Origin of the sequence: Clostridium fessum (assembly GCF_003024715.1) — a bacterium.
Lineage (GTDB): Bacteria > Bacillota > Clostridia > Lachnospirales > Lachnospiraceae > Otoolea > Otoolea fessa.
Genome location: NZ_PYLO01000002.1, coordinates 432,535 through 457,160, shown reverse-complemented (window position 1 = coordinate 457,160; position 24,626 = coordinate 432,535). Strand labels below are relative to the sequence as shown.

Annotated in this window: 25 protein-coding genes; 23 read left to right on the top strand and 2 right to left on the bottom strand. The window is 50.7% G+C overall.

The features are described from left to right. Positions 1–60 precede the first annotated feature (60 nt). A complete protein-coding gene (locus C7U56_RS16295) occupies positions 61–207 on the bottom strand; it encodes a hypothetical protein (protein WP_353797571.1) in 147 nt (48 codons plus the stop codon). On the opposite strand from C7U56_RS16295, the gene C7U56_RS07100 reads away from it, so the two are divergent. The 10 genes from C7U56_RS07100 to C7U56_RS07060 all read left to right on the top strand — a co-directional run bounded on the left by C7U56_RS07100 (position 165) and on the right by C7U56_RS07060 (position 11,168). Beyond that, entirely contained in the window at positions 165–833 is a 669-nt protein-coding gene (locus C7U56_RS07100) for an aspartate/glutamate racemase family protein (protein ID WP_107000724.1), read from the top strand. The genes C7U56_RS16295 and C7U56_RS07100 overlap by 43 nt on opposite strands. A 267-nt stretch (positions 834–1,100) precedes the next feature. Next, a complete protein-coding gene (locus tag C7U56_RS15595; protein ID WP_181357196.1) occupies positions 1,101–1,238 on the top strand; it encodes a hypothetical protein in 138 nt (45 codons plus the stop codon). 4 nt (positions 1,239–1,242) lie between these two features. Then, positions 1,243–2,586, top strand: coding sequence for an MATE family efflux transporter (locus C7U56_RS07095; RefSeq protein WP_107000723.1), 1,344 nt, complete (start codon positions 1,243–1,245; stop codon positions 2,584–2,586). A 136-nt stretch (positions 2,587–2,722) separates the two neighbouring features. Then, positions 2,723–3,127 (top strand): prepilin-type N-terminal cleavage/methylation domain-containing protein, encoded by a 405-nt coding sequence (locus tag C7U56_RS07090; RefSeq protein WP_107000722.1) that lies wholly within the window; start codon positions 2,723–2,725, stop codon positions 3,125–3,127. A gap of 231 nt (positions 3,128–3,358) precedes the next feature. Next, on the top strand, positions 3,359–4,207 hold the full coding sequence (locus C7U56_RS07085) for a DNA adenine methylase (RefSeq protein ID WP_107000721.1): 849 nt from the start codon (positions 3,359–3,361) through the stop codon (positions 4,205–4,207). Continuing rightward, a complete protein-coding gene (locus C7U56_RS07080; RefSeq protein WP_107000720.1) occupies positions 4,194–5,483 on the top strand; it encodes a type II restriction enzyme in 1,290 nt (429 codons plus the stop codon). The genes C7U56_RS07085 and C7U56_RS07080 overlap by 14 nt, the downstream gene beginning before the upstream one ends. 153 nt (positions 5,484–5,636) lie before the next feature. Then, positions 5,637–6,989, top strand: a complete 1,353-nt coding sequence (locus tag C7U56_RS07075; protein WP_107000719.1) for an MATE family efflux transporter — start codon at positions 5,637–5,639, stop codon at positions 6,987–6,989. A 23-nt stretch (positions 6,990–7,012) separates the two neighbouring features. Continuing rightward, entirely contained in the window at positions 7,013–7,567 is a 555-nt protein-coding gene (locus C7U56_RS07070) for a phosphatase PAP2 family protein (RefSeq protein ID WP_333491420.1), read from the top strand. 477 nt (positions 7,568–8,044) lie between these two features. Continuing rightward, positions 8,045–9,712 carry a 2-isopropylmalate synthase gene (gene leuA / locus C7U56_RS07065; protein WP_107000717.1) on the top strand — a complete coding sequence of 556 codons (1,668 nt, stop codon included), beginning with the start codon at positions 8,045–8,047 and terminating at the stop codon, positions 9,710–9,712. A 256-nt stretch (positions 9,713–9,968) separates the two neighbouring features. Beyond that, positions 9,969–11,168 carry an amidohydrolase family protein gene (locus C7U56_RS07060; RefSeq protein ID WP_107000716.1) on the top strand — a complete coding sequence of 400 codons (1,200 nt, stop codon included), beginning with the start codon at positions 9,969–9,971 and terminating at the stop codon, positions 11,166–11,168. A 137-nt stretch (positions 11,169–11,305) separates the two neighbouring features. Here the strand turns inward: C7U56_RS07060 and C7U56_RS07055 are convergent, their stop codons facing one another. Then, complete coding sequence (locus tag C7U56_RS07055) at positions 11,306–11,899, bottom strand: cupin domain-containing protein (RefSeq protein WP_022360036.1); 594 nt, start codon at positions 11,897–11,899, stop codon at positions 11,306–11,308. 244 nt (positions 11,900–12,143) lie between these two features. Here C7U56_RS07055 and C7U56_RS07050 point away from each other — a divergent pair, with 244 nt between their 5' ends. The 13 genes from C7U56_RS07050 (at position 12,144) to C7U56_RS06990 (ending at position 24,535) form a co-directional block, all read left to right on the top strand. After that, positions 12,144–12,950 (top strand): threonine/serine exporter family protein, encoded by an 807-nt coding sequence (locus C7U56_RS07050; protein WP_107000715.1) that lies wholly within the window; start codon positions 12,144–12,146, stop codon positions 12,948–12,950. After that, positions 12,950–13,432 carry a threonine/serine exporter family protein gene (locus tag C7U56_RS07045; protein WP_233430212.1) on the top strand — a complete coding sequence of 161 codons (483 nt, stop codon included), beginning with the start codon at positions 12,950–12,952 and terminating at the stop codon, positions 13,430–13,432. The genes C7U56_RS07050 and C7U56_RS07045 overlap by 1 nt, the downstream gene beginning before the upstream one ends. Positions 13,433–13,551: 119 nt before the next feature. After that, complete coding sequence (locus tag C7U56_RS07040) at positions 13,552–14,412, top strand: LicD family protein (RefSeq protein ID WP_233430211.1); 861 nt, start codon at positions 13,552–13,554, stop codon at positions 14,410–14,412. Then, entirely contained in the window at positions 14,412–15,695 is a 1,284-nt protein-coding gene (locus tag C7U56_RS07035) for a lipopolysaccharide biosynthesis protein (protein WP_338108855.1), read from the top strand. The genes C7U56_RS07040 and C7U56_RS07035 overlap by 1 nt, the downstream gene beginning before the upstream one ends. A gap of 196 nt (positions 15,696–15,891) precedes the next feature. After that, the gene (locus C7U56_RS07030) at positions 15,892–16,983 is read left to right on the top strand and encodes a pyridoxal-phosphate-dependent aminotransferase family protein (RefSeq protein WP_107000713.1); all 1,092 of its coding nucleotides are present in this window, start codon (positions 15,892–15,894) and stop codon (positions 16,981–16,983) included. Beyond that, positions 16,980–17,699, top strand: a complete 720-nt coding sequence (locus tag C7U56_RS07025; RefSeq protein ID WP_022360042.1) for a phosphocholine cytidylyltransferase family protein — start codon at positions 16,980–16,982, stop codon at positions 17,697–17,699. Before C7U56_RS07030 ends, C7U56_RS07025 begins: the two co-directional genes overlap by 4 nt. A 128-nt stretch (positions 17,700–17,827) precedes the next feature. Further along, complete coding sequence (locus C7U56_RS07020) at positions 17,828–19,888, top strand: DUF2142 domain-containing protein (protein WP_107000712.1); 2,061 nt, start codon at positions 17,828–17,830, stop codon at positions 19,886–19,888. A gap of 230 nt (positions 19,889–20,118) precedes the next feature. Further along, positions 20,119–20,994 (top strand): glycosyltransferase, encoded by an 876-nt coding sequence (locus tag C7U56_RS07015; RefSeq protein WP_338108854.1) that lies wholly within the window; start codon positions 20,119–20,121, stop codon positions 20,992–20,994. After that, a complete protein-coding gene (locus C7U56_RS07010; RefSeq protein WP_107000711.1) occupies positions 20,991–21,941 on the top strand; it encodes a glycosyltransferase family 2 protein in 951 nt (316 codons plus the stop codon). Before C7U56_RS07015 ends, C7U56_RS07010 begins: the two co-directional genes overlap by 4 nt. After that, complete coding sequence (locus C7U56_RS07005) at positions 21,931–22,668, top strand: glycosyltransferase family 2 protein (RefSeq protein ID WP_107000710.1); 738 nt, start codon at positions 21,931–21,933, stop codon at positions 22,666–22,668. Before C7U56_RS07010 ends, C7U56_RS07005 begins: the two co-directional genes overlap by 11 nt. A 4-nt stretch (positions 22,669–22,672) precedes the next feature. Further along, positions 22,673–23,056, top strand: a complete 384-nt coding sequence (locus tag C7U56_RS07000) for a DUF2304 domain-containing protein (protein ID WP_107000709.1) — start codon at positions 22,673–22,675, stop codon at positions 23,054–23,056. 90 nt (positions 23,057–23,146) lie between these two features. Beyond that, on the top strand, positions 23,147–23,701 hold the full coding sequence (rfbC, locus tag C7U56_RS06995) for a dTDP-4-dehydrorhamnose 3,5-epimerase (RefSeq protein WP_022360048.1): 555 nt from the start codon (positions 23,147–23,149) through the stop codon (positions 23,699–23,701). An 18-nt stretch (positions 23,702–23,719) separates the two neighbouring features. Continuing rightward, entirely contained in the window at positions 23,720–24,535 is an 816-nt protein-coding gene (locus C7U56_RS06990) for an ABC transporter permease (RefSeq protein WP_022360049.1), read from the top strand. Positions 24,536–24,626: the final 91 nt, after the last annotated feature.

The following is a 24,626-nucleotide window of genomic DNA, read 5'->3' as shown; positions in this document are numbered from 1 at the left end:
GATAGCTCGCCTATGCTTTGCCCAATAGGGCAATCGAACGAGAAGCCCCCACTTCAAGCGTTAGCTAAGTGGAGGGAGTATGTCACGGAGATATTCCAATTGCTGCCTGAGTATTTTGCTCATGAAATTATTTTTAGGGAACCAAGAGAGAAGGAACGTATAATATGAAAACTTATAAAGTTGGTCTGATTCGGGTGCTGACCACAGAGGACGAGGAATTGCTGCAGCTGCATGGAAAGCTGATAGAATCGTATTTCCCTATGTTACAGGTGGTGTCACGATGTATTCCGGATCAACCGGAGGGAATTCATGACGATGAAACATTCGCTGTAGGTGTACCTAAGGTGGTGAATCTTGCAGTGGAACTGTGGAAGGAAGGCTGTCAGGCTATTATTATCAGCTGTGCCGGTGACCCGGGAGTTCCGGAGGCAAGACAGGCTGTACCGATTCCGGTTATAGGAGCGGGATCCAGTACTGCAGCGTTGAGTCTGTTTTTTGGCAGTCATCCGGCTGTGTTGGGGATTACCGAAGATGTACCGTCAGGATATCAGCGGATATTCGGTGATCGGATTGTAGACAATGCAAAGGGAGATGGGGTAGAAAGTGTCCTGGATTTGATGACAGACAGAGGATATGAAGCCACTATGAAGGCAGCGGCTGCGCAGAAAGAGATGGGTGCCGATGTGATTGCCCTTAGCTGTACAGGAATGTCCAGTATCCGTATTGCTCCCTCCATCGAAAAGACAGTAGGAATTCCGGTTCTGGATCCTGTTTTGTGTGAGGGACTGCTGACATTGTTTGAGCTATTGAGAAAAGAAAATATGGAGGATTAGGAGTTAGAATTAGGAAGCTTCGTCTATACTAAAATATAGGCGGAGCTTTTTTATATGATAGGAAATGTCGTCCTATTGTATGCATAATGATTGTATCTTAACCTAAAGATAGTTTATAATACAAATAGACAGAAGAACTGGCTATTTGTATAAATATTATGCTGGGTACACATACATTCCCAGCAGCTGCTGAACACAGTAAAAGGCAATGGAGGCACCGGATAACCATAGCTGCAACTGTGGCGCAGAAAGTGAATGAGTGAAATTATGAAACGAATTAACAATGTTATGCCAATTATTTCTGGACCCTGTTTTGGTTTTGCCGGAATTTTTGTACACGAATTACGGATCGTACTTGCTAAGCTTGTGCTTTCGGGTAAAAAGCAGGAAGTTGTGGAGGAATAGGATCATGTCAAAAGATGAGTATTTGATTACCGATGCGCCGCTGAAAGCGTTGACGGTTTTTGCAATGCCGATGATTCTCGGCAGTTTTTTTCAGCAGGTATACAATATGGCGGACTCCATTATCGTCGGCCAGTTTGTGGGTTCCTCCGCACTGGCGGCGGTTGGCGCCTGTGCAGCGCTGACGAATGTTTTCATTTGTGTGGCACTGGGGGCCGGTGCTGGTGCAGGTGTGCTTGTGAGCCGCTATTTCGGTGCCAAAGAGTATGGAAAAATGAAAACGATTGTGTCTACATCACTGATCAGCTTTTTGCTACTGAGCATCATCCTTGGTGTCTTTGGCTTTTGTTTTTCCCATGCGATGATGAGCGGATTACAGACTCCTGCCGATATTCTGGAGGAAGCAGTGCTGTACCTGCGGGTCTATTTTGTGGGCTTTCCGTTTTTGTTCATGTACAATATTCTCTCTACCATGTTCACTTCCATCGGTGAATCAAAAATTCCGTTGGGACTGCTGATCTTTTCATCAATCCTGAATATTGTAATGGATCTTTGGATGGTAGCCGGTCTGGGACTTGGCGTGTTCGGTGCGGCGCTTGCAACTTTGATCGCACAGGGCATTTCGGCTGTGTTTTCACTTTTGATTTTCTTTTACCGGATGCGGCGGTATAAGAGTATCTTTGCCTGGTTTGAGGGACAGGAGCTGCGCTCGATGCTTCGGATTGCTGTTCCGTCGGTTCTTCAGCAGTCTACCGTATCCATCGGTATGATGATCGTACAGGCGGTGGTAAATCCTTTTGGAACACAGGCACTCGCCGGATACGCGGCAACGATGCGTGTGGAGAATGTTTTTTCCCTGATTTTTGTGTCCATCGGCAATGCGGTTTCCCCATTTGTTTCCCAGAATCTTGGCGCAAACAAAACCCAGCGCATCAAAAAAGGCTACCATGCAGCATTGGTGCTGGATGTGTGTTTTGCGGCGCTTGCTTTCCTTGTCATTGAAACGCTGCACACGCAGATTTCATCACTGTTCCTTGGAAAAGATGGAACCGCCCTGGCTTATCAGGTGTCTGGGGATTATATGAGATGGCTTGGTTACTTCTTTATCTTTATGGGAATTAAAATGGCGACCGATGGAGTCCTTCGCGGACTCGGAATCATGCGGCCATTCCTCGTTGCCAACATGGTAAATCTTGCGATCCGCCTGTCCGTGGCGTTGATTGGTGCACCGCGTTTTGGCATTAATTTTGTTTGGCTTGCCGTGCCGGCAGGATGGCTTGCCAACTTTTTGGTGTCCTATGCGGCACTGAGAAAATCCTGGCCGGCTGAGAATGTGGAGTCATCCCGATAAATTTGGATGTACCGAAACGAAATACATACTTTTGCCTTGTTTGATTTATGAATATCGATTTTGTTAAAAATATGTATTTGCTTTAGAGGAAAAAAACGAATATAATAACATAAACTGACAGAAGGAGAAATTTGTGATGAAGAGACGGGAAGGTTTTACACTGGTTGAGCTATTGATAGTGGTGGTTATTATTGGAATACTGGTATCAATTTCAATTCCGATTTTTACGGCACAGATGCACAAGGCGAAGGTGGCGGCAGATTGGGCGAATCTCAGGGCATATTATGCGGAAATACAGGCAGATTATATGTCTACCCAGCAGAGAAATCCGAAGGTTAAACTTTATTGGGAGACAGATAACGCTGATGACTGGCACTCGGTGACTTTTTTAGATGGACATAAGGCTGAGATGAAGGCTGGAACCTGTCTAGTTAATTTTGAGGATACTGAGGATCATAAAGGATATTCAATTGTATATGAGTGTAATAAAGATCATGCAAAATGTTACTTAGGCTTAGGAGCGGAGCATACGAAACCGTAACAATGATATAGCTTGAGAATACATAAGGAATTTCCGGTTCTAATGCTGGACATCCACCCCAAAGTCAAGTATAATAAACTAGAACAGTTGTACGATTATAATAAACGGGTAATCAGAGCACAAGCGGACATCTGATTTCCCGTTTTTGTGTTGCAATGTATCCGGAAGAAGCTGCCGGCGGCAGGTTCTGTAGGTGAATAGAAAGACAAACAGAAGGAGGTACCCTATCCGATGTCAAGAAAAAATCCGTTCGTCATGCCCATCCTCAAATGGGTAGGCGGCAAACGGCAGCTGCTGGACAGCATCAATCCGCTGATCCCGGAATGTTCGACCTATTATGAGCCGTTTATCGGGGGCGGTGCGGTGCTCTTTGGGAGACAGCCGAACAAGGCGGTGATCAATGACTCCAACGAAGAGCTGATCAATGTATACCGTACGATCAAGGAAGATCCGGAAGAGCTGATTGCGGCGCTGAGCGCACATAAGGAACAGAATTGCGAGGAGTATTATTATACGGTGCGGGCGTGGGATCGTGACAAGGAGACGTATCAGACGCGGACCAACGTCGAGCGGGCAGCGCGGATTATCTATCTGAACAAGACCTGCTACAACGGTCTCTTCCGCGTCAACAGCTCCGGCGAGTTCAATTCTCCGTGGGGCAGATATAAGAACCCGAATATCACGAACGAGGCGACTATCCATGCGCTGAATACGTATTTAAATAAAGCGAATATCACGATCAAATGCGGCGATTACCGCGAGGCGTTAAAGGGCATCCGGAAGGGCGCGTTCGTCTATTTTGACCCACCTTATATGCCGATCAGCTCGTCGGCGTCGTTCACGGGCTACACGGCTGGGGGCTTCGGGGAGGAAGAGCAGATCGCATTAAAAGAGCAGTGTGACATGTTGAATGCAAAGGGCATCAAGTTTCTGCTTTCCAATTCGTCCTGCAAATTTATCGAGGATTTATATAAAGATTACATCATCGACCACGTGGATGCCAAGCGCGCGATCAACGTGAAACCGGAGAAGCGCGGGGAGATTCAGGAAGTTCTGGTACACAATTATGAGCTTGATTGACGATAAATGGAGAATTTTATTTGATAAATACCGGATTGAGCGGGAAATTGAGAAATATGGGCGGTTTTACATTACCGCCGACCAGATCCGTGAAGTCAAGGAACCGCGTCTGATGACGAAATTTGATACGCGGGAATCCCTGCCGCGGGTGTTTGGAAAGAAAATTTCGATTCTTCCGGTGTCGCGCGGCGGCTATGTGCTGGGCGAGTTTGACTTATATCAGGATTTTCCGGAGATTCCGTCCGGTATCAAGCGGGTGACGAGCGCGAAGATACCCGATTACTTTGAGTCCATCGACCTTCATGACATCCGTTCGGAAGCCAGCGCGATCAACGTTATGAGCATCACGGGGATTCTGGATGATTTTCTGGGCGAAGATCGCATGGTGCAGACGGTTTCGGGGCGGATGGGGTCTGGAAATTTTGAGTTTTATGTCAGCGACTATCAAAAATCAGAGCTGATTGAGAAAAAGCCGCTTATCCAGGTACAGAATTCGCAGGTCGAGATCGACGGCGGATTTGAAAATGAGAATGTATTTACGCTGATCGAGGGAAAAAACGTCGTCCACAGCAATTTTCTGATCCGGCAGCTCTATTATCCGACGAGACTCTGGGCGGGGAAGATACACAAGCGGATCCGTCCGGTGTTTATGGTGTATTCGAATAATATTTTCCGTTTGCTGGAATATGAATTTACGGATCTGCGCTATTACAATTCGCTGCGGCTGGTACAGGAGCGAAATTACAGCTTAGAGGAAATTGAGATCACGCTGGATGATTTATACGATGTCTGGACACGGACGAAGGTCAAACCGGAACCGCCGGTTACCTTTATCCAGGCGGACAGCTTTTACAAGGTTATTTCACTGGTGGAACGGCTGAACGAGAATCCAATGACGGGCGGGGAGATCGCGCAGCTTTTTGGATTTAAGGAGCGACAGTCGGACTATTATTTCAACGCGTGCCGCTATCTGGGGCTGGCGGAGAAGCAGACGGATGAGGACGGCGTGAAAGTGCATATCACGGCGATAGGAAGACGGCTTTTGAAACTGCCGTATAGGGCGCGCCAGCTCGAATACGTCCGCCTGATTCTGGAACACCCGATTTTCCACGATTTATTTGAAGCTGCCCTTCAGATCGGAGATGTTCCGGACAAGGAGTATGTCGCAAAGAAAATGCGGGAATACCAGGTCTGTGGGGAGAATCTGATCGTGCGGAGGTCAAGTTCAGTGCGGGCATGGCTGTACTGGATTCTGACGCTGGTGAACGAAGGATAGGGAAATGGTGCGGAATTATTATATGTATCCGTTATCATGCTAAGGGGGTAATTTCGTCTCAGATGCGGCGGCGTCCGTGCATGTTATGCCTGACCGTTAGAAAAACAGACCATTTGGACAGAGAATAAAATATAGAAAGTTACAGGACAGCATATGGGCAGACAAGAGCAGACAAATCATCTTTTCAGCAATCGCGATCTGCGGATTCTTCTGGTTCCGCTGATCGTAGAGCAGATTTTAAACTCCCTGATGGGTACAGCGGACAGCATTATGGTCAGCAACGTGGGATCGGCGGCGATCTCGGCGGTCTCGTTGGTTGACTCCATCAATATTTTAGTGATACAGGCATTCTATGCGCTGGCGGCAGGCGGCACGATCGTCTGCTCCCAGTACATCGGACAGAAAGATAAGAAAAATGCGGAGGAATCCGCGAGACAGTTATCTTTTGTGGTGGCGTGCATCTCGTCGGCGGTCATGGCAGTCTGCCTTCTGACACGCGGACCGCTGCTGCGGCTGATTTTCGGCAGCGTCGAGGCGGATGTCATGGAGGCAGCGCAGACCTATTTCTTCTACACGGCGCTTTCGTTCCCATTTATCGCCCTCTATGATGCCGGTTCCTCGATCTACCGGGCGCAAGGAAATACAAGGCTTCCGATGACGATCGCGGTCGTCTCTAACGGGTTAAATATCGCCGGAAATGCGGTGCTTATCTGGGGCTTCCATCTTGGAGTTGCCGGTGCGGCGATTGCCACGCTCGGTTCCCGCGTTATCTCGGCAGTGGTGGTGTTCGCCTTTTTGCACAATCCCAGCCAGGAAATTGCGGTGCGTGACTATCTGCATATCCGTCCGGACGGACGCCGGATTATGCGGATTCTCTCATTGGGAATCCCAAACGGTATCGAAAATGCGATGTTCCAGTTTGGAAAACTTGCGATTCAGTCAACCGTCTCGACCCTCGGGACGATCGCGATCGCAGCCCAGGCGATGACGAATATTCTGGAAAACTTAAACGGCATCGCGGCGATCGGTATCGGAATCGGCATGATGACGGTGGTCGGACAGTGTCTCGGCGCGGGGCGCAAGGATGAGGCGATCTATTATATCAAAAAATTGACGGCAGTGGCGGAGGTCGTCATCATCGCAAGCTGTGCGCTCGTATTTCTGGCGACGAAACCGGTCACGATTCTGGGCGGCATGGAGCCGGAGAGTGCGAAGATGTGTCTCTACATGGTCGGATGGATCACGGTGGTAAAGCCGATCGTCTGGACGCTCGCATTTATTCCGGCATATGGAATGCGGGCTGCCGGGGATGTGAGGTTTTCGATGATTCTCTCCTGCATCAGTATGTGGGCGTTCCGGGTGACGCTGTGCATTTATCTCTGCCGCGTCCACGGCTTCGGACCGATCGCGGTGTGGATCGGCATGTTTACAGACTGGACGATCCGGGGCATCGTATTCACATTCCGCTTTATGGGCCGGAGATGGCTCGCGCATAAAGTTGTGTAAAAAACAGAGGGAGCAAAATGAAAATGGAGTTACAAATACTGGATTGGATTCAGCAGATGCGGACGCCGGTGGGCGATGTCTGGATGGTGTTTATTTCGCGGCTTGGAAATGCAGGAATGATTTGGATTCTGTTTACATGCCTGCTGCTTATGATTCCGCGGACGAGAAGATGGGGAGCTGCGCTGGCGGTAGCGCTCTGTCTGGATGCGATCATCTGTAATATCTTACTAAAGCCTATGGTTTGCCGGATCCGTCCGTGCGATGTGAATCAGACAGTTCAGCTGATCATTGCCCGCCCGGCGGACTATTCCTTCCCGTCGGGACATACGGCAGCTTCGTTTGCTGCGGTCGCGGCTCTGTACTTTGCCGGGGCGAAAAAATGGTGGAAAATCACGTTGCCTCTGGCGATCCTGATGGCGTTTTCAAGAATGTATTTATATGTGCATTACCCGACCGATGTTTTGGGCGGCATGATTGTGGGGTGCGCGGCGGGGTATTTTGGAAACCGGCTGGCGGCGCATCTGATACGGTCCTGGAGACAGAAGATGAAAAAACCAGAGGACAGAAAAAATAGATAATTTTATGTAAGAGATGCCAGAAGTTACTGTTCACGCATACGTGAACAGTAATGCCAGAACACCTGTAATTACCCCGTTTTTCTCTTGATATCCTTTATTTCCGATGGTATAATTTATAATCGAAATAATTTCTTTTATGATAGAAAAGGGATGATTATGATGGGGTTAGACCAGAATCAGTAATTTTATTCATTGTTAAAAGGTACGGCGTGATCTATCGACTCCAAAGCTTAGGATGATAGGAACTGCGTTTTTTGATGATGAGGTACCTGGAAAGCGACCAGGGGTAATGTGCTCTCGGAATCTTTCTGTGCTTGATTTTGTGAGATGATTTTTTTGTCAGTTGTGCCCAAATTTCTGAGGCGTACGCGGTGCGTACGTTGATGAAATTCGGGTGCGGCTGGCGGAAAATCAGCCACAAAAGCAGGTGCAGAAAAGACTCCGAGAGTACATTATAGAGTGATGGAGGAGAAAGACATGTTAAATTACAAGAAATATAAGAGAGTTCCGGTGGTAGATTACCCGGAGCGTGAGTGGCCGAATAAAGAGATTGAGAAAGCGCCGATCTGGTGCAGCGTTGACCTGCGCGACGGCAACCAGGCACTGGTTGAGCCGATGGTCGTAGAGGAAAAGATCGAGATGTTCAATCTCCTGGTAAAACTTGGATTTAAAGAGATCGAGATTGGCTTCCCGGCAGCTTCCCAGATTGAGTACGATTTTCTGCGCCAGTTAGTAGAGCGCAAGCTTATCCCGGACGACGTAGTTGTACAGGTTCTGACCCAGTGCCGCGAGCACCTGATCAAGAGAACCTTTGATGCCATCCAGGGTATTCCGAAGGCGATCGTACATATTTACAATTCGACTTCTACCTTACAGCGTGAGGTTGTATTCCATGCAGACCGCGAGGAAGTAAAGCAGATCGCGATCGATGGTACCCGCATGGTAAAGAAATATATGAAAGATTACGACGGAAAAGTAATCCTTGAGTACTCTCCGGAGAGTTTTACCGGAACCGAGCTTGATTTTGCACTGGATATCTGCACCGCTGTACAGGAAGAGTGGGGCGCAACTCCGGACAATAAGATCATCATCAACCTTCCGGCAACGGTTGAGATGACGACTCCGAACGTATACGCAGACCAGATCGAGTGGATGAACAAGCATTTTAAGAACCGTGACAGCATTATTTTAAGTATCCATCCGCACAATGACCGTGGTACCGGCATTGCAGCGACCGAGCTGGCTCTCTTGGCAGGTGCAGACCGTGTCGAGGGTACACTGCTTGGAAACGGCGAGCGTACTGGTAATATCGACATATTAAATATCGCTTACAATATGTTCTCCCAGGGTATCAACCCGGAGTTAAATCTGGAAAATGTAAAGGAGATCACCGAGGTTTGTGAGCGCTGCACAAAGATGGCCGTTGACCCGAGACATCCGTATGCAGGCAAGCTGGTATTTACCGCATTCTCTGGTTCCCATCAGGATGCAATCAGCAAGGGTATGCAGGCGCTGCAGAAGAGAAACGACGGCATCTGGGAGGTTCCGTACCTGCCGATCGATCCGAGTGATATCGGACGCGAGTACGAGCCGGTTGTCCGCATCAACAGCCAGTCCGGCAAGGGCGGCGTAGCCTTCGTCATGGATTCCTTCTACGGATTCCGTCTTCCGAAGGGAATGCACAAAGAGTTTGCTGACATTATCCAGAAGATTGCAGAGAAGCAGGGCGAGGTAGCTCCGGAGCAGATCATGGACGAGTTCCGTGCAAACTACCTGGACAGAAAAGAGCCGATGCACTTCAAAAAATGCCAGATCACAGACAAGGAGTACGAGGGCGGCGCATTCGCAACCGTTGCAACTCTTACCTTTACCGCTCATGACACCGAGCGCACCGTTGAGGGCGTAGGTAACGGACCGATCGATGCGGTACAGAGAGCGATCGAGGAGGCACTTGGCATCGAGATCCGTGTTCTGGACTACAACGAGCATGCACTTCGTTCCGGTTCCGGCGCACAGGCAGCGTCCTACATCCATCTGATGGATGTAAAGAGTGGCCGGGCAACCTACGGTGTCGGCATCAGCTCCAACATTACGAGAGCATCTATCCGCGGTATCTTCAGTGCGGTAAACAGATTGTTTTACTAAAAAATAAAATGAATCAATTCAGAGTGACTGCTTGTGTGTGGACAGTCGCTGGTTTGGGCGGTATGCAGAAATGTGTGCCGCTCTTTTTCTGCCTGCTCATCTTCTTTAAAACAGGTTTTAGCGGATACTCCGCATTCCAATATTGACAAGAACAAAATTCAGGTGTTACGATATAGAAAACTGAAAAACTGCGTGAAATGACGATATTCGACTGAAAATTTCATGCTTATGAAAAAGAGAAAGGAAGTCCGTGAAAATGATTCTAAGGGCGAAGTATTTAATTACCGGAGATGGCAGAACCTGTTTGCAGGATCAGGCGGTGTATCTGGATAAAGAGGGAAAAATCGGCTGGATAGGAGACGCTGCGGAAGCGGCGGGGCGCTACCCGGAAGAGATGGTAAAGGATTACGGCGAGGCGACGATCCTGCCGGGACTGTTTGATATGCATGTGCATTTCGGCTACTACTACAGCCAGCCGGATCTGGATAATTATGACGATTATATGGTGGCATACTATGCGCTGGAGCAGGCGAAACAGTCGCTGCGGCTCGGTATCACGACGGTGCGCGATCTGTCCTGTCCGCCCAATCTGATGAAGCAGCTGCGCCTGGCAGGTCAGAAGGGATATGTGACGGTCCCGCGGATCATCCATGCGGACGCAGGTATCTGCATGACCGGAGGACACGGACATCAGGATGGGGTCGAGGAGGCGGACAGCCCGTGGGGCGTGCGCGCCGCTATCCGAAGACAGCTGCGCGCGGGAGCTGACTGGGTCAAGATCCTGACGAGCAACCGCGGCGATATTCCGGAATTTACCCAGGAAGAACTGGATGCAGCGGTGGATGAGGCGCACCGCCAGGGGGTGAAGATCGCGGTTCATTCGGGTACGCAGCCGTCGATTCAGATGTGTATTGACGCGGGATTTGACACGATCGAGCACGGAACCTTTTTAACAGAGGCGCAGGCGCGCCAGATGGCGGAAAAAGGAATCGCGTGGACGCCGACGATCACGGCGTACACATATTTGTATGAGCAGACAAAGCAGATGATCGAGGCGGGTGTGGACATGGACAACCCGATCGCCGCCAGAGCCGTTCACGATCAGGCATTTTTCCAACCGGCGTTTGAGGCATACCGGGATAATTTTAAAAAGCTCTATGACACAGGGGTCACGGTGCTGGCAGGCAGCGATATGGTACTTTACAAGGCACCGCCGCTTCCGATTCATCAGGAACTCGGCTATATGGTAGACTATGGAATCACGCCGGTGGAGGCAGTGAGAACCGCAACATACAATGCGGCGAGCGTGCTTGGAATCGAGAAGGAGACGGGTAGCCTGAAAGAGGGCCTGGCGGGGGATCTGCTGGTTGTAAAGGGAGATGTCTCAAAGAATATTCGTGCGCTGGATGATGTGCTGGAAGTGTATCTGGCAGGAAAAATGGTGTATACGGTGTAAAAGATATGAAAAAGCTGTCTTTTTCAGAAGTGCAGGAGTTTTTGTTTCCTGAGATGGGAAAACCAAAAAGAAAATAAAAACATCTTGAAATTCTAAAAGAGACAGCTTTTATTATGTATCTATACCGCGCAGACTGTTTAAAATACGACTTCATTCCCATGAACAAACGGATTCGGCGTGTGTACGGTCAGAATCTTAACGACACGGTTTGTGTTGTTGACCCAGTCATGCGGGGTCTGGGAGTGGATCTGGATGCTGTCGCCCGGATTCAGGCAGTATTCGCTGCCGTCCAGATATACGGTCAGGATACCCTCCAGAACGTAGATAAATTCTTCACCGTCGTGCTGATTCATCTCAAGCTGGTTTTCAGAGCTTGTGGTGGCAGACGGCATCAGGTGGAAGATACGCGGAAGACAGGCAAATCCCTGTGCATTTCCATTGACCAGGTACTGTACGATCTGGGGGTTGATCTGGGAACAGTGCATGGCAAAACTCCGGCTGACCGGGGATTTCTCCTGATCGGCGGAGGAGTCAAAGAACGAAGACAGACTGACTCCGAGAATCGTAGCAAGCTTTGCCAGAGAGTCGATTGCAATCGAAGAGAGACCGCGCTCCAACTGGGAAAGAAAGCCGATGGACAGACCGGACTCTTCGCTGAGCTGTTTCAGTGTGTATTTTTTTGCGGTACGGAAGGCTTTTACCTTGGCACCGATGGTAACATTATGATCCATAGATATATCCCCCTTGCGGCATCATTCTTTAATATAATATATTCACTATACAGGATTTTTGTTGGAACGTCAACCAAAGGGGTAGTTTTGACGGGTAAATTTAATTCGAAATGGAACGATTTTTTGGGAAAAGACCAAAATGGGCGGCGGATTTGGAGAAGTGAATCAGTGAGCGGATAGATGGGGGAGAAAATGGGATAGAGAAAACAGGTGGACAGAAAATAAAAACAGGGGGAGAAACAGAATGAAGGAAATAGTACGTGCTTCGATCGAGGATTGTTCCCAGATCGAGCGCTTCCGTTTGGTGACTCGTCTGGGGAATGCGATTCTTTCCAATGGCGGGGAGGTATTCCGGGCGGAGCAGGCGATGGAGTATGCGGCGCGGGCGCTGCGTCTCGAAGCATTCAATGCGTATGTGATTGCAAATGGGATTTTTTCAAATGTGGTGATTGACGGGCGGTTTTATTCCAGCCGTATCTGCCATGTGCCGCTGGCACCTACGATTCTATGCCGGGTGGATGCCTTAAACGATTTGTCGAGAAAGATTGCGGCGGGTAAATGTGGTCCTTATGAGATGCGGATGCGCCTTGAGCAGATTGAACAGATGAAAGTGATCGAAAATCGGGGAAAGGTTCTGGCGGCAGGAATTGGAAGCGCTGGATTTTGTTACCTGTTCCAGGGCAGCCTGCGCGATACGGCGGCGGCATTTGTGACGGGCGTGCTGCTGTATTTGTTCCTTTTATACGCAGCTCCGCGCTTTTCCTCGTCCCGGATGATGCAGACGATCATGACGAGCAGCGTGCTTGCATTGTGCTGTTGTTTTCTGTGCTGGATCGGGCTGGGAGAAAGCCTGGATCATGTCATGATCGGAGCTGTGTTCACGCTGGCGCCAGGGGTGCCGCTGACTAATTCGATCCGGAATTTTTTGGAAAATGATTATTTATCCGGTCTGATCCGTTTTGTAGACGCCTTTTTGACGGCGGGCTGTATCGCGATCGGAGTTGGTGTGGCACTGCGGTTCTGGATGTTTGCGATGGGAGGTATGCTCTGATGGAAATGGCAGGGGAAATTCTGGGGCAGCTTCTGGCGGCCTGTGTCGGAACTGCCGCCTTTTCGGCGCTGTTTGGAGTTCCGAAGAAGTATTGGCTGGATTGTGGTATCTGCGGGGCAGTCGGCTGGGGCGTGTATCTGGCGGTCATGGCAGCTTATCAGACGCCGATCATCGGGACCTTCGCGGCGAGCGCGGTTTTGACGATGCTGTCGCGCTGTCTGGCGGTACAGCGGAAAGCGCCGACGCTCCTCTTTCTGGTCTGCGGCATCTTCCCGCTTGTGCCCGGAGCGGCGATCTATTATACCGCCTACAACTTTTTTATGGGGCAGGAAGCGCTGGCGCTTCAGTATGGTATGGATACAATCAAGATGGCGGTCGCAATCGGGCTGGGGATCGGAGCGGCATATTCGCTTCCGGGACATCTGTTTGGATGGAAGTGGGAGATAGAGGTGTGGGAACCTGAGAAAGAGGGTAAAAAGTAGCCGCGGTTTACTTTTCCTTTAAAATATAGTAGAATACCCTCATACTATTAAGAAAAATATGATCAGCTGCGGCAGGCGTGGGGTGTTCTGCGGGCTTGATGGAGGGGACAGACATCGATATGGACAGTAAATTTTATGAGCCAGAAGTTCTGAAACAGCTGCAGGGAGAGATTCTGTCGATTCTGGATGATTTTATCCGGATCTGTGAAGACTATCATCTGGAATATTTCGGGATAGCCGGAACGGGAATTGGTGCGCTGCGGCACAAGGGATTTATTCCCTGGGACGACGATATCGATATTGCGATGCCGCGGCGGGATTTTGAGCGCCTGCTCCGGATCGTGGAAAAGAAGATGAGCGACCGGTATCTGGTTCTCAATGCAGAGCGATATCCCAATTATCCGCTGATGACGACCCGTCTGGTGAAGAAGGGGACGGTGTTTGTTGAGGAGGTTATGAAGGATGTGGACTGTCCGTTCGGCATCTTTCTGGATCTGTATGTGCTTGACAATGTGGCGGACAACCCGGTTCTATACCAGATTCAGTCGTGGACGGCATGGTTCTGGAGTAAGCTGATGATTCTGCGGGCGATTCCGCGTCCGACGCTGCAGCAGCGGGGCATCAAGGCGAAGCTTATCTGGGCGGTCTGCGGGATGGTCTACAAGGCGATGAAGCTGCTCCATATCTCGCCTCAGTGGCTGCGGATGCGCTGTGAGCGGGTCTGCCGTAAATACAATAAATACCGGACACGCCGGATGGCATTTCTGCCGGACACAAGCCCATACTGGAATGTCGTGGATCGGACGCGCTGTTATCCGCTCCGGAAGCTGGAATTTGAGGGCAGACGCATGAATTTCCCAGGAAATATCGAGGAAATGCTGACAAAAATGTATGGCGATTTCATGCAGCTTCCGCCGGTTGAAAAACGCAAAACACACACGCCGAGCCGGCTGGAATTTTCAAAGGAAGAGATACTGTAGTGGTAAAATATTTAGCGAACGCCCTGATCGGTGGAGACGGGCAGATTGAAAAACGAAATATGAGCTGGAATATGATAGGGAGCTTTCTCTATGCACTGGCGTCCATGGTGCTGACGATCGCGGTCATCCAGATTGTCGGCGAGGATGAGGGCGGTATCTTCTCCTTTGCGTATTCTACATTTGGTCAGCATATGTTTATGGTGGCCTATTTTGGCATCCGCCCGTTCCAGATCACGGATACGAGGCGGCGGTTTACGTTTGGCGAATATCTGCGGCTGCGCCTGATGACCTGCGGCGCGGCGCTGGTAGCCGGGCTTTTTTATGTGACGGTGATCAACCGGGACTATGCCTTTGTCAAGGCGGCGACGGTGTTTTTAATGGTCGCGTACAAGGTGATCGACGGTTTCGCGGACGCTTACGAGGCAGAATTTCAGCGTGATGGACGCCTGTATCTGACGGGCAAATCAAACGCATTCCGGACGGTTTTATCGGTCGGTGTCTTTTTAGGCAGTTTGAATGCGACCCACAACCTGGTTGGCTCCTGCCTGGCGGCGGTACTGGCGCAGCTGGCGGGCGTGTGCCTGTTTGATTTTTCGGTAATCGGTCATCTGCCGCAGGTGGACTGGGAGGTCCGCTCCGGGCGTGTCGGGCTGTTGTTTAAAGAAAATGTAGTCCTGTTTTTATCGGTTATTCTGGATTTTTATGTTTTTTCTGCCGCGAAATATGCGATCGAGGGCAATATGGCGGACAAGTATCAGGCGGTATTCGGTGCGATCTTTATGCCGACCAGCGTCATCAATCTGGTGGCAGGCTTCGTCATCCGCCCGTATATCACGAAACTCTCGGATCAGTGGGAGCGGAATGCGCTCCCGGAATTTGCCGGGACGGTAGGCCGGCTGGCGGCAATCATCGCGGCGCTTACGGCGCTGGCAGTCGGGGGTGCCTGGATTCTCGGAATCCCGGTTCTCTCAATGTTATATCCGAAGATTGCGTATATGCTGCGGGAATGCCGCCTGGCGCTGGCGTTTATCATTCTGGGCGGCGCGTTTAATGCGTATGTGAATCTGTTTTATTATGCACTCATCATTATGCAGGAGCAGAAACGAATTTTTCTGGGTTATGTCGGTGTGACGGCAGCGGCGCTCCTTATTTCTTCGCCCTGTGTACGGGCGGCGGGACTGCTGGGAGGATCGCTTTCGTATCTGCTTTTGATGGCGGCACTGACTGCCTGCTTTGGACTGACGTCGCTTGTGATGTACCGGAGACGGGTACGCGGGATATAGAACTTGTTTAGAATGTACTCTCGGAGTCTTTCTGCACTTGCTTTTGTGGCTGATTTTCCGCCAGCCGCACCCGAATTTCATCAACGTACGCACCGCGTACGCCTCAGAAATTTGGGCACAACTGACAAAAAATCATCTCACAAAATCGAGCACAGAAAGATTTCGAGAGTACATTAGATAGATTTGGAGGAAATGTATGATTAATTTTGCGGTAGGACCGGTTCAGATGGACGAGGAAATCCGGGCGATCGGGGCGGAAGAAGTGCCATATTTCCGCACACCGGAATTTTCTGCAATTATGAAGGAAAATGAGCGCCTGATGAAGCAGTTCACCGGGGCGCCTGAGGATGCACGGGCGGTTTTCCTGACAGGTTCGGGCACGGCGGCGATGGAAGCGGCAGTCATGAACCTTTTTACAGAGCGCGACCGCGTGCTGGTCGTAAACGGCGGCAGTTTTGGCGCGCGGTTTGCGAAAATTTGTGAGATCCATGAAGTTCCTCATGAGGAGATCCAGCTGGAGAGCGGACGGGCGCTTCGGGCAGAAGACCTGGCACCGTATGAGGGAAAAGGATTTACCGGATTTTTAGTCAATGTCCATGAGACTTCCACGGGCGTTCTCTATGATATGGAGCTGATTTCGGACTTTTGCAGACGAAACCAGCTGATTCTGGCGGTTGACGCGGTCAGCTCGTTTCTTGCCGATCCATTTTGGATGGGAAAATGGGGCGTTGATCTGGTGCTGACCGGTTCTCAGAAAGCGCTGGCACTTCCGCCGGGACTCTCGATTCTGGTGCTGGGGGCGCGTGCGATCGCGAGAGTGCAGGAGACGGCGGTCCGCTCGATGTATTTTGATCTGCGCGACTATCTGAAAAATGGCGAGCGGGGGCAGACGCCGTTTACACCAGCGGTCGGAGTGCTTTTACAGCTTCATAAACGGCTGACGATGATCGAGGAAAAAGGGCTTGAGGCAGAACAGGCACGGATCCGCTGTCAGGCGGAGGATTTCCGAAGCAAAATAAAAGATCTTCCGTTTGAGATCGTTTCCAATTCTCTCTCGGCGGCATTGACGCCGCTTCACCCGACGGGCGTGGACAAAGAGGGGAAAGTGGTCTCAGCGCATCGGATTTTTGAGATTTTGAAGGATGAATACGGCATCTGGATCTGCCCGAACGGCGGCGCGCTTGCCGACACGGTGTTCCGTGTCGGTCATATCGGCGCATTGACGCCGGAAGACAATGACAGCCTGATTGCGGCATGGAAAGATATGCAAAGGAGGGGACTTCTGTGAAAGTATTGATTCTGGCAGCGGGACGGGGAACCCGGATCTCGCGTTATCTGTCGGGAAAACCAAAATGTACGGTGGATATCGGCGGCGGACAGTGCCTGATCGAGTACACGATTGACCTGCTTCATTCCCGCGGCATCCAGGATATCGGCATCGTGCTGGGCTATGAGGCGCAGGTAATCCGCGAGGTCTTGGCAGACAAGGGAGTTTCCTTTTTCTACAACCCGTTTTACGATGTGACAAACAGCATTGCGTCTGCATGGTTTGCGAAGGAGTTCCTGACAGGGGACGATCTGCTGATCATGAACGGTGACGTATACCTGGAGGAAAAATTGCTTGACCGGATCCTCGCGCAGGGCAGGAGCCCGGTGATGTTTGCGGACGAGAGCCGCCGGGAGACAGCGGATTATAAGTTCTTCTATGAAGATGGAATTTTGAAAAAATATGGAAAAGAGCTGACCGGGGATGATGTGACGGGCGAGTACATCGGAATCGGACGGTTTTCAGCGGCATTTATGCCGGAATTTATCTGCCGGATGGAGGAGATGATCGACCGCCAGGAGCACGGCGTCTGGTGGGAAAATGTTGTTTACAGCATGACCGGGCAGCAGCCGGTCTATGTCGAGGACGTCAGCGGGCATTTCTGGGCGGAGGTTGATTATATTGAGGATTATGAGCGCATCCTGGAACACAGGGGCGTGGAGAAGATAGTGCGCTAGAGCGCTTGATTTGAAAGACAAAACACGGTTCACGGGTAGGCACTTTTGGAACCGAAAGTGCCGTAAGAAAACGTGGTGGCAGCAGAAATTTACCGAATTTAAACGGGAAAAATAAGGGAGAAGTACAGATGCAGTTTAACAGGCATTTTATCAATCGAATAGAGAAAAAAGATGTGCTGCGGCTGCTTCTGGCGCTTGCGGCAGTCTTTGTGATGGGTGTTCTGGGCGAGTTTGTCTGCAATTTCCCGGCGCTCCGGGCAAATGGATGGACGCGGCAGGCGACGCGGACGATCGCTCTGGACGAGGTGCAGGTGAGCGGATTTGAGCGGGTAGAGACAGAAAAGAACGGTTTGGGTGAAATCACCGGAGAGCCGGGGCAAACCATTGGAGAGAATAGGCGGCAGGTGGAAAATACAGAGGTGCTGCAGCTTTCGGATGCAAGCGGTTATCTTCACATTCCACTGGACGGCAGCTACGTCAGCCAGTTTCTTTACCATTATGATTACGATGGTCTGTTAAATGCTACCGTCCGCCTCGGTTACCGCAACATCTATGGCGAGCAGCGGGAGCACAACGCAAAGATGGTCATGGACCGCAACTGCCGGGTGCTGAAATTTTCTTCGGTTCCGGTGAATGGGAAGCTGGACTACGTGGATCTTCTGATTACGCGGGAGGATCTAGACGAAGAAGGGCTTTCCTACATGAATTTTGGCGGGATGCCGCTTGCACTGACCGGGTTTGCGACGGTGGCGCGGGCAGGTATCAACTGGTACCGGCTGGGACTTTTCTGGTGTGCGGCGGCGGTTTTGATCGCACTTCTCTGTTTCCGGGATTTCGTGGCAAAGCGCATCGAGGTTGGATTTCTGCTGATCTCCCTGACGTTTGGAACAATATTTTCACTGTCGCTCCCGGCAAATAAGGTGAGCTGGGATGAGGAAGTGCATTTCGCGCAGGCATTCTGGATGGCAAATTACCGGACGCCGGTGCAGGCGGAACCGGCGCTTTTACAGGAGTTTACGACGGGCGTAGATACCTGGCCGTACAATCAGCCGGAGAGTCGGGACGAGCAGGCGGCGCTCACTTCGTATCTGAATCAGAATGCGGGTTACCGGCACGGTGAACATCTCTGGAGTACGGATCTCAACAAAACGACGATGACTGGATATGTGGGTTCGGCGCTGGCGCTGAAAGCGGGAGGGCTGCTTCATATCCCATTTGGAATCCTGTATAAGCTGGGGAGGCTGGGAAATCTCTATGTCTATGCGGCAGTTTTGTATTTTGCCATCAAAAAGACACCGGTCGGCAAGGCGATCCTGGCATTTCTGGCGCTGATGCCCGAGCCGATGATGCTGGCGGGGGCATATTCCTATGACCCGACCGTCACGGCATTTTTGTGGCTGTCTTTCGCGGGCATTCTGGAAGCGGCGCTTGGCGGGCGGAAAATGGACTGGAAAGCGTATGCGCTTATCGTGCTTACCTTTGTATGGGGCTGCCGCGTCAAGGCGGTATATGCGCCGCTCATTCTGCTGGGACTGATGATTCCGGCAGAAAAGTTCCGTTCTAAACGGGAAATGTACCTGATGAAGGGTGGATTTATCGTGATCTGCGGTCTGATGATGTTATCTTTCATCCTGCCGGTTCTGATCGCGCCGCGCGATATCGGGGATACGAGAGGCGACAGCACCAGCGAGAAAGGGCAGATGGCATACATTCTGGGACAGCCGCTTGCCTATGCATGGGTGCTGATGTGCAACCTGTTCCGGACGCTTCCGTCCTATGTGCTGGGCGAAAATTCCCTGGGGCTTCTGGGACACACGGGAACGATGTCATTTCCGTGGGCGCTGTATGCTGGTTCGGCGGCCGTTATCCTCACAGCCGGGCAGTCATCCTGTGGAAAACGTCTGTCAAAAAAACAGAAGCTGTGGATATTTATACTCTGCGTGGGAACGGCGGTGCTGGTCTGGACTTCGATGTACATCGCATTTACCAGACCGGGTAATACCTATATCGACGGCGTACAGGGGCGCTATTACCTGCCATTTCTGCCGCTTGTCTGGCTGGTTTTAAACCCGGAGCGGGTGATGGTGCGGATGGAGAATAAAAACTATCATGCGCTGGTGTTAGGGGCGGCGGCGCTGATTCTGGCGGCAACGGTTTATCTGGATATCTGGATGAAGTTCTGCCGGTAAGCATAAGCAAGCTAGAAGAAGGCAAAGGTTACTGTATACGGGTAGGCACTTTTGGAACCGAAAGTGCCGTAAGAAAACGTGGTGGTAGCAGGAATTTGCCGTATTTAAATGCGAAGCCACGGCAAATTCCGTTACTGGGCACGTATGCGTGAACAGTAACAGGCAAAGATGTTTGAAACGTTAAAATCTATCATAAGTCTGGTAAAAATAAATTCAAGCAGGTACCGCTCTTGAAAAACGAGAAGGCAGAAGTGCGGCATGAAAGAGCGAGAGAGAAAGGGAACGAGATGCAGCAGGAAATCATTCATACATTTGCGGTCTGTGCATACAAGGATTCGCCGTATCTGGAAGAATGTCTGCGTTCGGTGACGAGACAGACGGTCAAATCGGAGGTGATCTGCTGTACCTCGACGCCGAGCAGCTATATCCGGGAGCTGGCAGCGCGGTATCAGGTGCCGCTCTATGTGCGGGACGGGGCGAGCAATATCCGTGAGGACTGGATGTTTGCCTATGGAAAGGCGCAGGGGCGTTTCGTCACGATCGCCCATCAGGACGACCGATACCGCAGCGATTATGCCGAAAAGCTTTTAAAGGCATGGAAGAAATATCCGGATCTGCTGCTGTTTGCGAGCGATTATCTCACGATCCGCATGACGGAGAAAGAGGGAAAAATGAAAGCCATTCCGGAGCCATTTAACATGGTCTGGCTGGTAAAAAAGATACTGCGCCTGCCGCTGCGGCTTCGTTTCCTGGCAAACCGCACATGGATCAAGCGGAGCAGTGTCTGGTTTGGCAATTCGATCTGCTGTCCGTCCTGCACGTACAATAAAGAACAGATTGGGGACGATATGTTCCATTCGGAGTATGATTTTGCGCTGGACTGGGACAACCTTTACGAGCTGGCGGGCAAAAAAGGGCGTTTTATCTGTTCAGAAAAACCGCTGATTGCCTACCGCGTCCATGCGGCGGCGACGACGAAAGCCTGCATTGAGGACAACCGGCGCCCGGCGGATGAGATGGCGATGTTCCGGAAAATGTGGCCGGACTGGATGGTAAAGATTCTGATGCATTTTTACAGAAAAGCCTATAAGGAGTACGAAAAATGAGAAAAGCCGATGTGATTATACCTACGTTCAAACCGGGGGATAAGCTGGAAAAACTTCTGCGGCGGCTGTTGGAACAGAGTGTGCCGGTGGGCCGTGTGATCATCATGAATACGGAAGAAAAGTACTGGGATGCTGAGCGGTTTGAGTCCTTATTTGAGGGGGAAGATACGAAGCTGACCGTGTGCCATATCCGCCAGTCGGAATTTGACCATGGAAGGACGCGCCATGAGGGAATTTTGAAATCAGATGCGGATGTCTGCATCTGCATGACGCACGACTGCGTGCCGTATGACCGGAATCTGGTGAAAGAGCTTCTGGAGGCGCTGGATGCTTCGGAACGTGTGGCGGCAGCATATGCGAGACAGCTTCCGGCGGCGGACTGCGGTGTGATTGAACGGTATACGAGGGACTTTAATTATCCGGCGGTGAGCCGTCTGAAAGGGAAAGAGGACGAGGACGAGCTGGGAATCAAGACGTATTTCTGTTCCAATGTCTGCGCGGCATACCGGCGGAATATTTACCTGAAGCTTGGCGGATTTACGAAGAAAACCATTTTCAACGAGGATATGATTTTTGCCGGACACGCGGTGGAAGCCGGGTATCAGATTGCCTACGCGGCGGACGCGCAGGTCATCCATTCCCACAATTATACGGCGATGCAGCAGCTGCACCGGAATTTCGACCTTGGCGTATCGCAGGCGGATCACCCTGAGGTGTTTGGGCGCCTTCATTCGGAGGGCGAGGGAATCCGTCTGGTGAAGAAAACAGCGAAATGGCTGGTGGAAAATGGTCATGTGCTTCTTCTGCCGCAGCTTGTGATGGCGAGCGGAAGTAAATATGCCGGGTACTGGCTGGGAAAGCATTATAAAAAGCTGCCGGAGGGGCTGATTCGAAGCCTGACGATGAATCCGGCATACTGGGAAGGAGAAGCGGGCGATGGAAGATAAGGCGTTATTGTCCACAGAAGAAGCTTCTGGGGCGGAAAAAGCCGAACTTTTGATAGTCATACCGGCGTACAACGAAGCCGAAAATATAGAGCGGGTTGTGAACCATCTGACTGCCAATTTTCCGCAGTATGATTATGTGGTCGTCAATGACGGATCGCGCGATGAGACGGCGGCGATCTGCCAGAGAAATGGATATAATCTGTTGAACCTTCCGGTCAATCTGGGACTGGCGGGAGCATTTCAGGCGGGACTTAAATATGCCGACAAGTACGGATATCAATATGCGGTCCAGCTCGATGGAGACGGACAGCACCGTCCGGAGTATCTGGAATCCATGATCAAGAAAATGGAAGAAGGTTACGATATCGTCATCGGTTCCCGGTTTGTCGGGGAGAAAAAGCCATTTACGATGCGGATGCTTGGAAGTAATCTGATCGAGATGGCGATCCGCTTCACAACTGGTGTCAATATCAAGGATCCGACCTCGGGAATGCGGATGTTCAGCAAGCGCATGATCCGCGAATTTGCATCGGGGCTTAACTACGGTCCGGAGCCGGACACCGTTTCCTACCTGATCCGCCAGGGCGCGCGGGTGGCGGAGGTGCCGGTCATCATGGATGAACGGATTCTGGGAGTCAGTTACCTGACACCGGTCAATGCGATGCGGTATATGCTTAAAATGCTGATTTCGATTCTGTTAATCCAGAATTTCAGAAAGAGGAGGTAGCGCCATGACGCCAACACTCAGAGTTGTCCTGATCGTCGTGTCGATCCTGACAACCTTTATGATTATGCGGAAGATCCGGCAGTCAAAACTCCAGATCGAGGATTCGATTTTCTGGCTGGGATTCTCGTCCATTCTCATTGTGTTCAGTATCTTTCCGGGGCTGCCGGATCTTTTGGCGGAGCTGGCGGGAACGTACACGACTGCCAATTTTATCTATCTGGCGGTTATTTTCCTTCTGATTGTGAAAATGTTCCATATGTCGATCAAACAGTCGCAGCTGGAGACGAAGGTCAAGGATCTGGCGCAGAAGATTGCGCTGGATGAAAATGAGCGGGGGAAAGAGGCACAAACATCTGTAAAAAAGGTTGTCAGCCAGAAAAACGAATGATATAGTTAAAGATGGCACAGCCGAAAAGGATGATGCCAGTTACGTATTGAAAAATGAATTGAAATACCTGCATAAGAAGGAGATAGAAAAATGGGAAAGATTAAAGTAACACCATGTGACATCAAGGGACTTTATGTAATTGAACCGACTGTTTTCAAGGACGAGCGCGGTTATTTTATGGAGACATACAATCAGAACGATTTCCATGAGGCGGGACTCGACATGGTATTTGTACAGGACAACCAGTCCATGTCTGTCAAGGGCGTTCTGCGCGGACTTCATTACCAGAAACAGTATCCGCAGGGCAAGCTGGTGCGTGCAGTGCGCGGTACCGTATTTGATGTGGCGGTAGACCTTCGTACCGGTTCTGAGACCTACGGAAAATGGTTTGGCGTGGTTCTTTCCGCGGAGAACAAGAAGCAGTTCTACATTCCGGAAGGATTTGCACACGGCTTCCTGGTACTGTCCGATGAGGCAGAATTTGCATACAAATGTACCGATTTTTATCATCCTGGCGATGAGGGCGGTATGGCATGGAACGATCCGGAGATTGGCGTTGAGTGGCCGATCGAGGAAGGCATGGAGTTGATTATTTCGGAGAAAGACCAGAAATGGGGCGGCTTCCGGGATGCATTCAAATTTTAAGAATGGAGTTAGGATAGAATGCGGGAACTGATTTCCCTGTTTCGGGAACTGATAGGAAAAAGAAAATTGGTCACCGAGCTTGCCAAGGCGGATTTCCGCAAGCGCTTTGTCGGCTCGTACTTTGGAATTGTCTGGATGTTTATTCAGCCGATGGTTACGATCGCGATCTATGCGTTCATTTTCGGTGAACATGGCATGAAAAATGCGCCGCCGGTTCCGGGGGCGACCTATGTCATCTGGCTGACGCCGGGTATCATCCCGTGGTTTTATTTCAGCGAGATTTTAAATACGGGCACAAACTGCCTGCAGGAGTACCATTATCTGGTTAAAAAGGTAGTATTCCAGGTGGAGATGCTTCCGGTTATCAAGCTTATCTCCTGTTTCCTGGTACACGCCTGCTTCCTGATCATTATGGCAGGGCTGTACCTGATTGACGGGCGTATGCCGTCTGCAACCTGGATTCAGGTGTTATACTATTCTTTTGCGGCGTCGATGCTTGGACTGGCGCTTACCTATTTTACCAGCGCCGTGCAGGTGTTCTTTAAAGATATGGCGCAGATCGTCGGCATCTGCCTCCAGTTCGGCATGTGGCTGACCCCGATCATGTACGACGAGGCAATCTTCACCAGCCGCGCATCCTGGCTGGAGTGGGTATTCAAGCTTAACCCATTCTACTACATCGCCGCAGGCTACCGCGACAGCATGCTTACGGGAAGCTGGTTCTTCGAGCGGCCGACGATGACGATTTATTTCTGGGTGGTAACATTTATTTTGATGATAATAGGACTGAAGGTATTCAAAAAACTTCGTCCCCATTTCTCAGACGTACTGTAGATGGGAAGGGAGCTGCTGTAGATGGTGTTGACAGCTATTGGATTATCGAGATGCGAACAACGATAATCTGAGAAGCTGCCAGTGCCGCCTC

Excerpts from the sequence above, each read along its gene's own strand:
- C7U56_RS07000 (WP_107000709.1), top strand. The coding sequence starts at position 22,673 with ATGACGCCAACACTCAGAGTTGTCCTGATCGTCGTGTCGATCCTGACA.
- C7U56_RS07055 (WP_022360036.1), bottom strand. The coding sequence starts at position 11,899 with ATGGATCATAATGTTACCATCGGTGCCAAGGTAAAAGCCTTCCGTACC.
- C7U56_RS07060 (WP_107000716.1), top strand. The coding sequence starts at position 9,969 with ATGATTCTAAGGGCGAAGTATTTAATTACCGGAGATGGCAGAACCTGT.
- C7U56_RS07030 (WP_107000713.1), top strand. The coding sequence starts at position 15,892 with ATGATTAATTTTGCGGTAGGACCGGTTCAGATGGACGAGGAAATCCGG.
- leuA (WP_107000717.1), top strand. The coding sequence starts at position 8,045 with ATGTTAAATTACAAGAAATATAAGAGAGTTCCGGTGGTAGATTACCCG.
- C7U56_RS07100 (WP_107000724.1), top strand. The coding sequence starts at position 165 with ATGAAAACTTATAAAGTTGGTCTGATTCGGGTGCTGACCACAGAGGAC.
- C7U56_RS06990 (WP_022360049.1), top strand. The coding sequence starts at position 23,720 with ATGCGGGAACTGATTTCCCTGTTTCGGGAACTGATAGGAAAAAGAAAA.
- C7U56_RS07010 (WP_107000711.1), top strand. The coding sequence starts at position 20,991 with ATGAGAAAAGCCGATGTGATTATACCTACGTTCAAACCGGGGGATAAG.
- C7U56_RS07075 (WP_107000719.1), top strand. The coding sequence starts at position 5,637 with ATGGGCAGACAAGAGCAGACAAATCATCTTTTCAGCAATCGCGATCTG.
- C7U56_RS07050 (WP_107000715.1), top strand. The coding sequence starts at position 12,144 with ATGAAGGAAATAGTACGTGCTTCGATCGAGGATTGTTCCCAGATCGAG.
- C7U56_RS07095 (WP_107000723.1), top strand. The coding sequence starts at position 1,243 with ATGTCAAAAGATGAGTATTTGATTACCGATGCGCCGCTGAAAGCGTTG.
- C7U56_RS07080 (WP_107000720.1), top strand. The coding sequence starts at position 4,194 with ATGAGCTTGATTGACGATAAATGGAGAATTTTATTTGATAAATACCGG.
- rfbC (WP_022360048.1), top strand. The coding sequence starts at position 23,147 with ATGGGAAAGATTAAAGTAACACCATGTGACATCAAGGGACTTTATGTA.
- C7U56_RS07090 (WP_107000722.1), top strand. The coding sequence starts at position 2,723 with ATGAAGAGACGGGAAGGTTTTACACTGGTTGAGCTATTGATAGTGGTG.
- C7U56_RS07085 (WP_107000721.1), top strand. The coding sequence starts at position 3,359 with ATGTCAAGAAAAAATCCGTTCGTCATGCCCATCCTCAAATGGGTAGGC.
- C7U56_RS07045 (WP_233430212.1), top strand. The coding sequence starts at position 12,950 with ATGGAAATGGCAGGGGAAATTCTGGGGCAGCTTCTGGCGGCCTGTGTC.
- C7U56_RS07040 (WP_233430211.1), top strand. The coding sequence starts at position 13,552 with ATGGACAGTAAATTTTATGAGCCAGAAGTTCTGAAACAGCTGCAGGGA.
- C7U56_RS07020 (WP_107000712.1), top strand. The coding sequence starts at position 17,828 with ATGCAGTTTAACAGGCATTTTATCAATCGAATAGAGAAAAAAGATGTG.
- C7U56_RS07070 (WP_333491420.1), top strand. The coding sequence starts at position 7,013 with ATGGAGTTACAAATACTGGATTGGATTCAGCAGATGCGGACGCCGGTG.
- C7U56_RS15595 (WP_181357196.1), top strand. The coding sequence starts at position 1,101 with ATGAAACGAATTAACAATGTTATGCCAATTATTTCTGGACCCTGTTTT.
- C7U56_RS07005 (WP_107000710.1), top strand. The coding sequence starts at position 21,931 with ATGGAAGATAAGGCGTTATTGTCCACAGAAGAAGCTTCTGGGGCGGAA.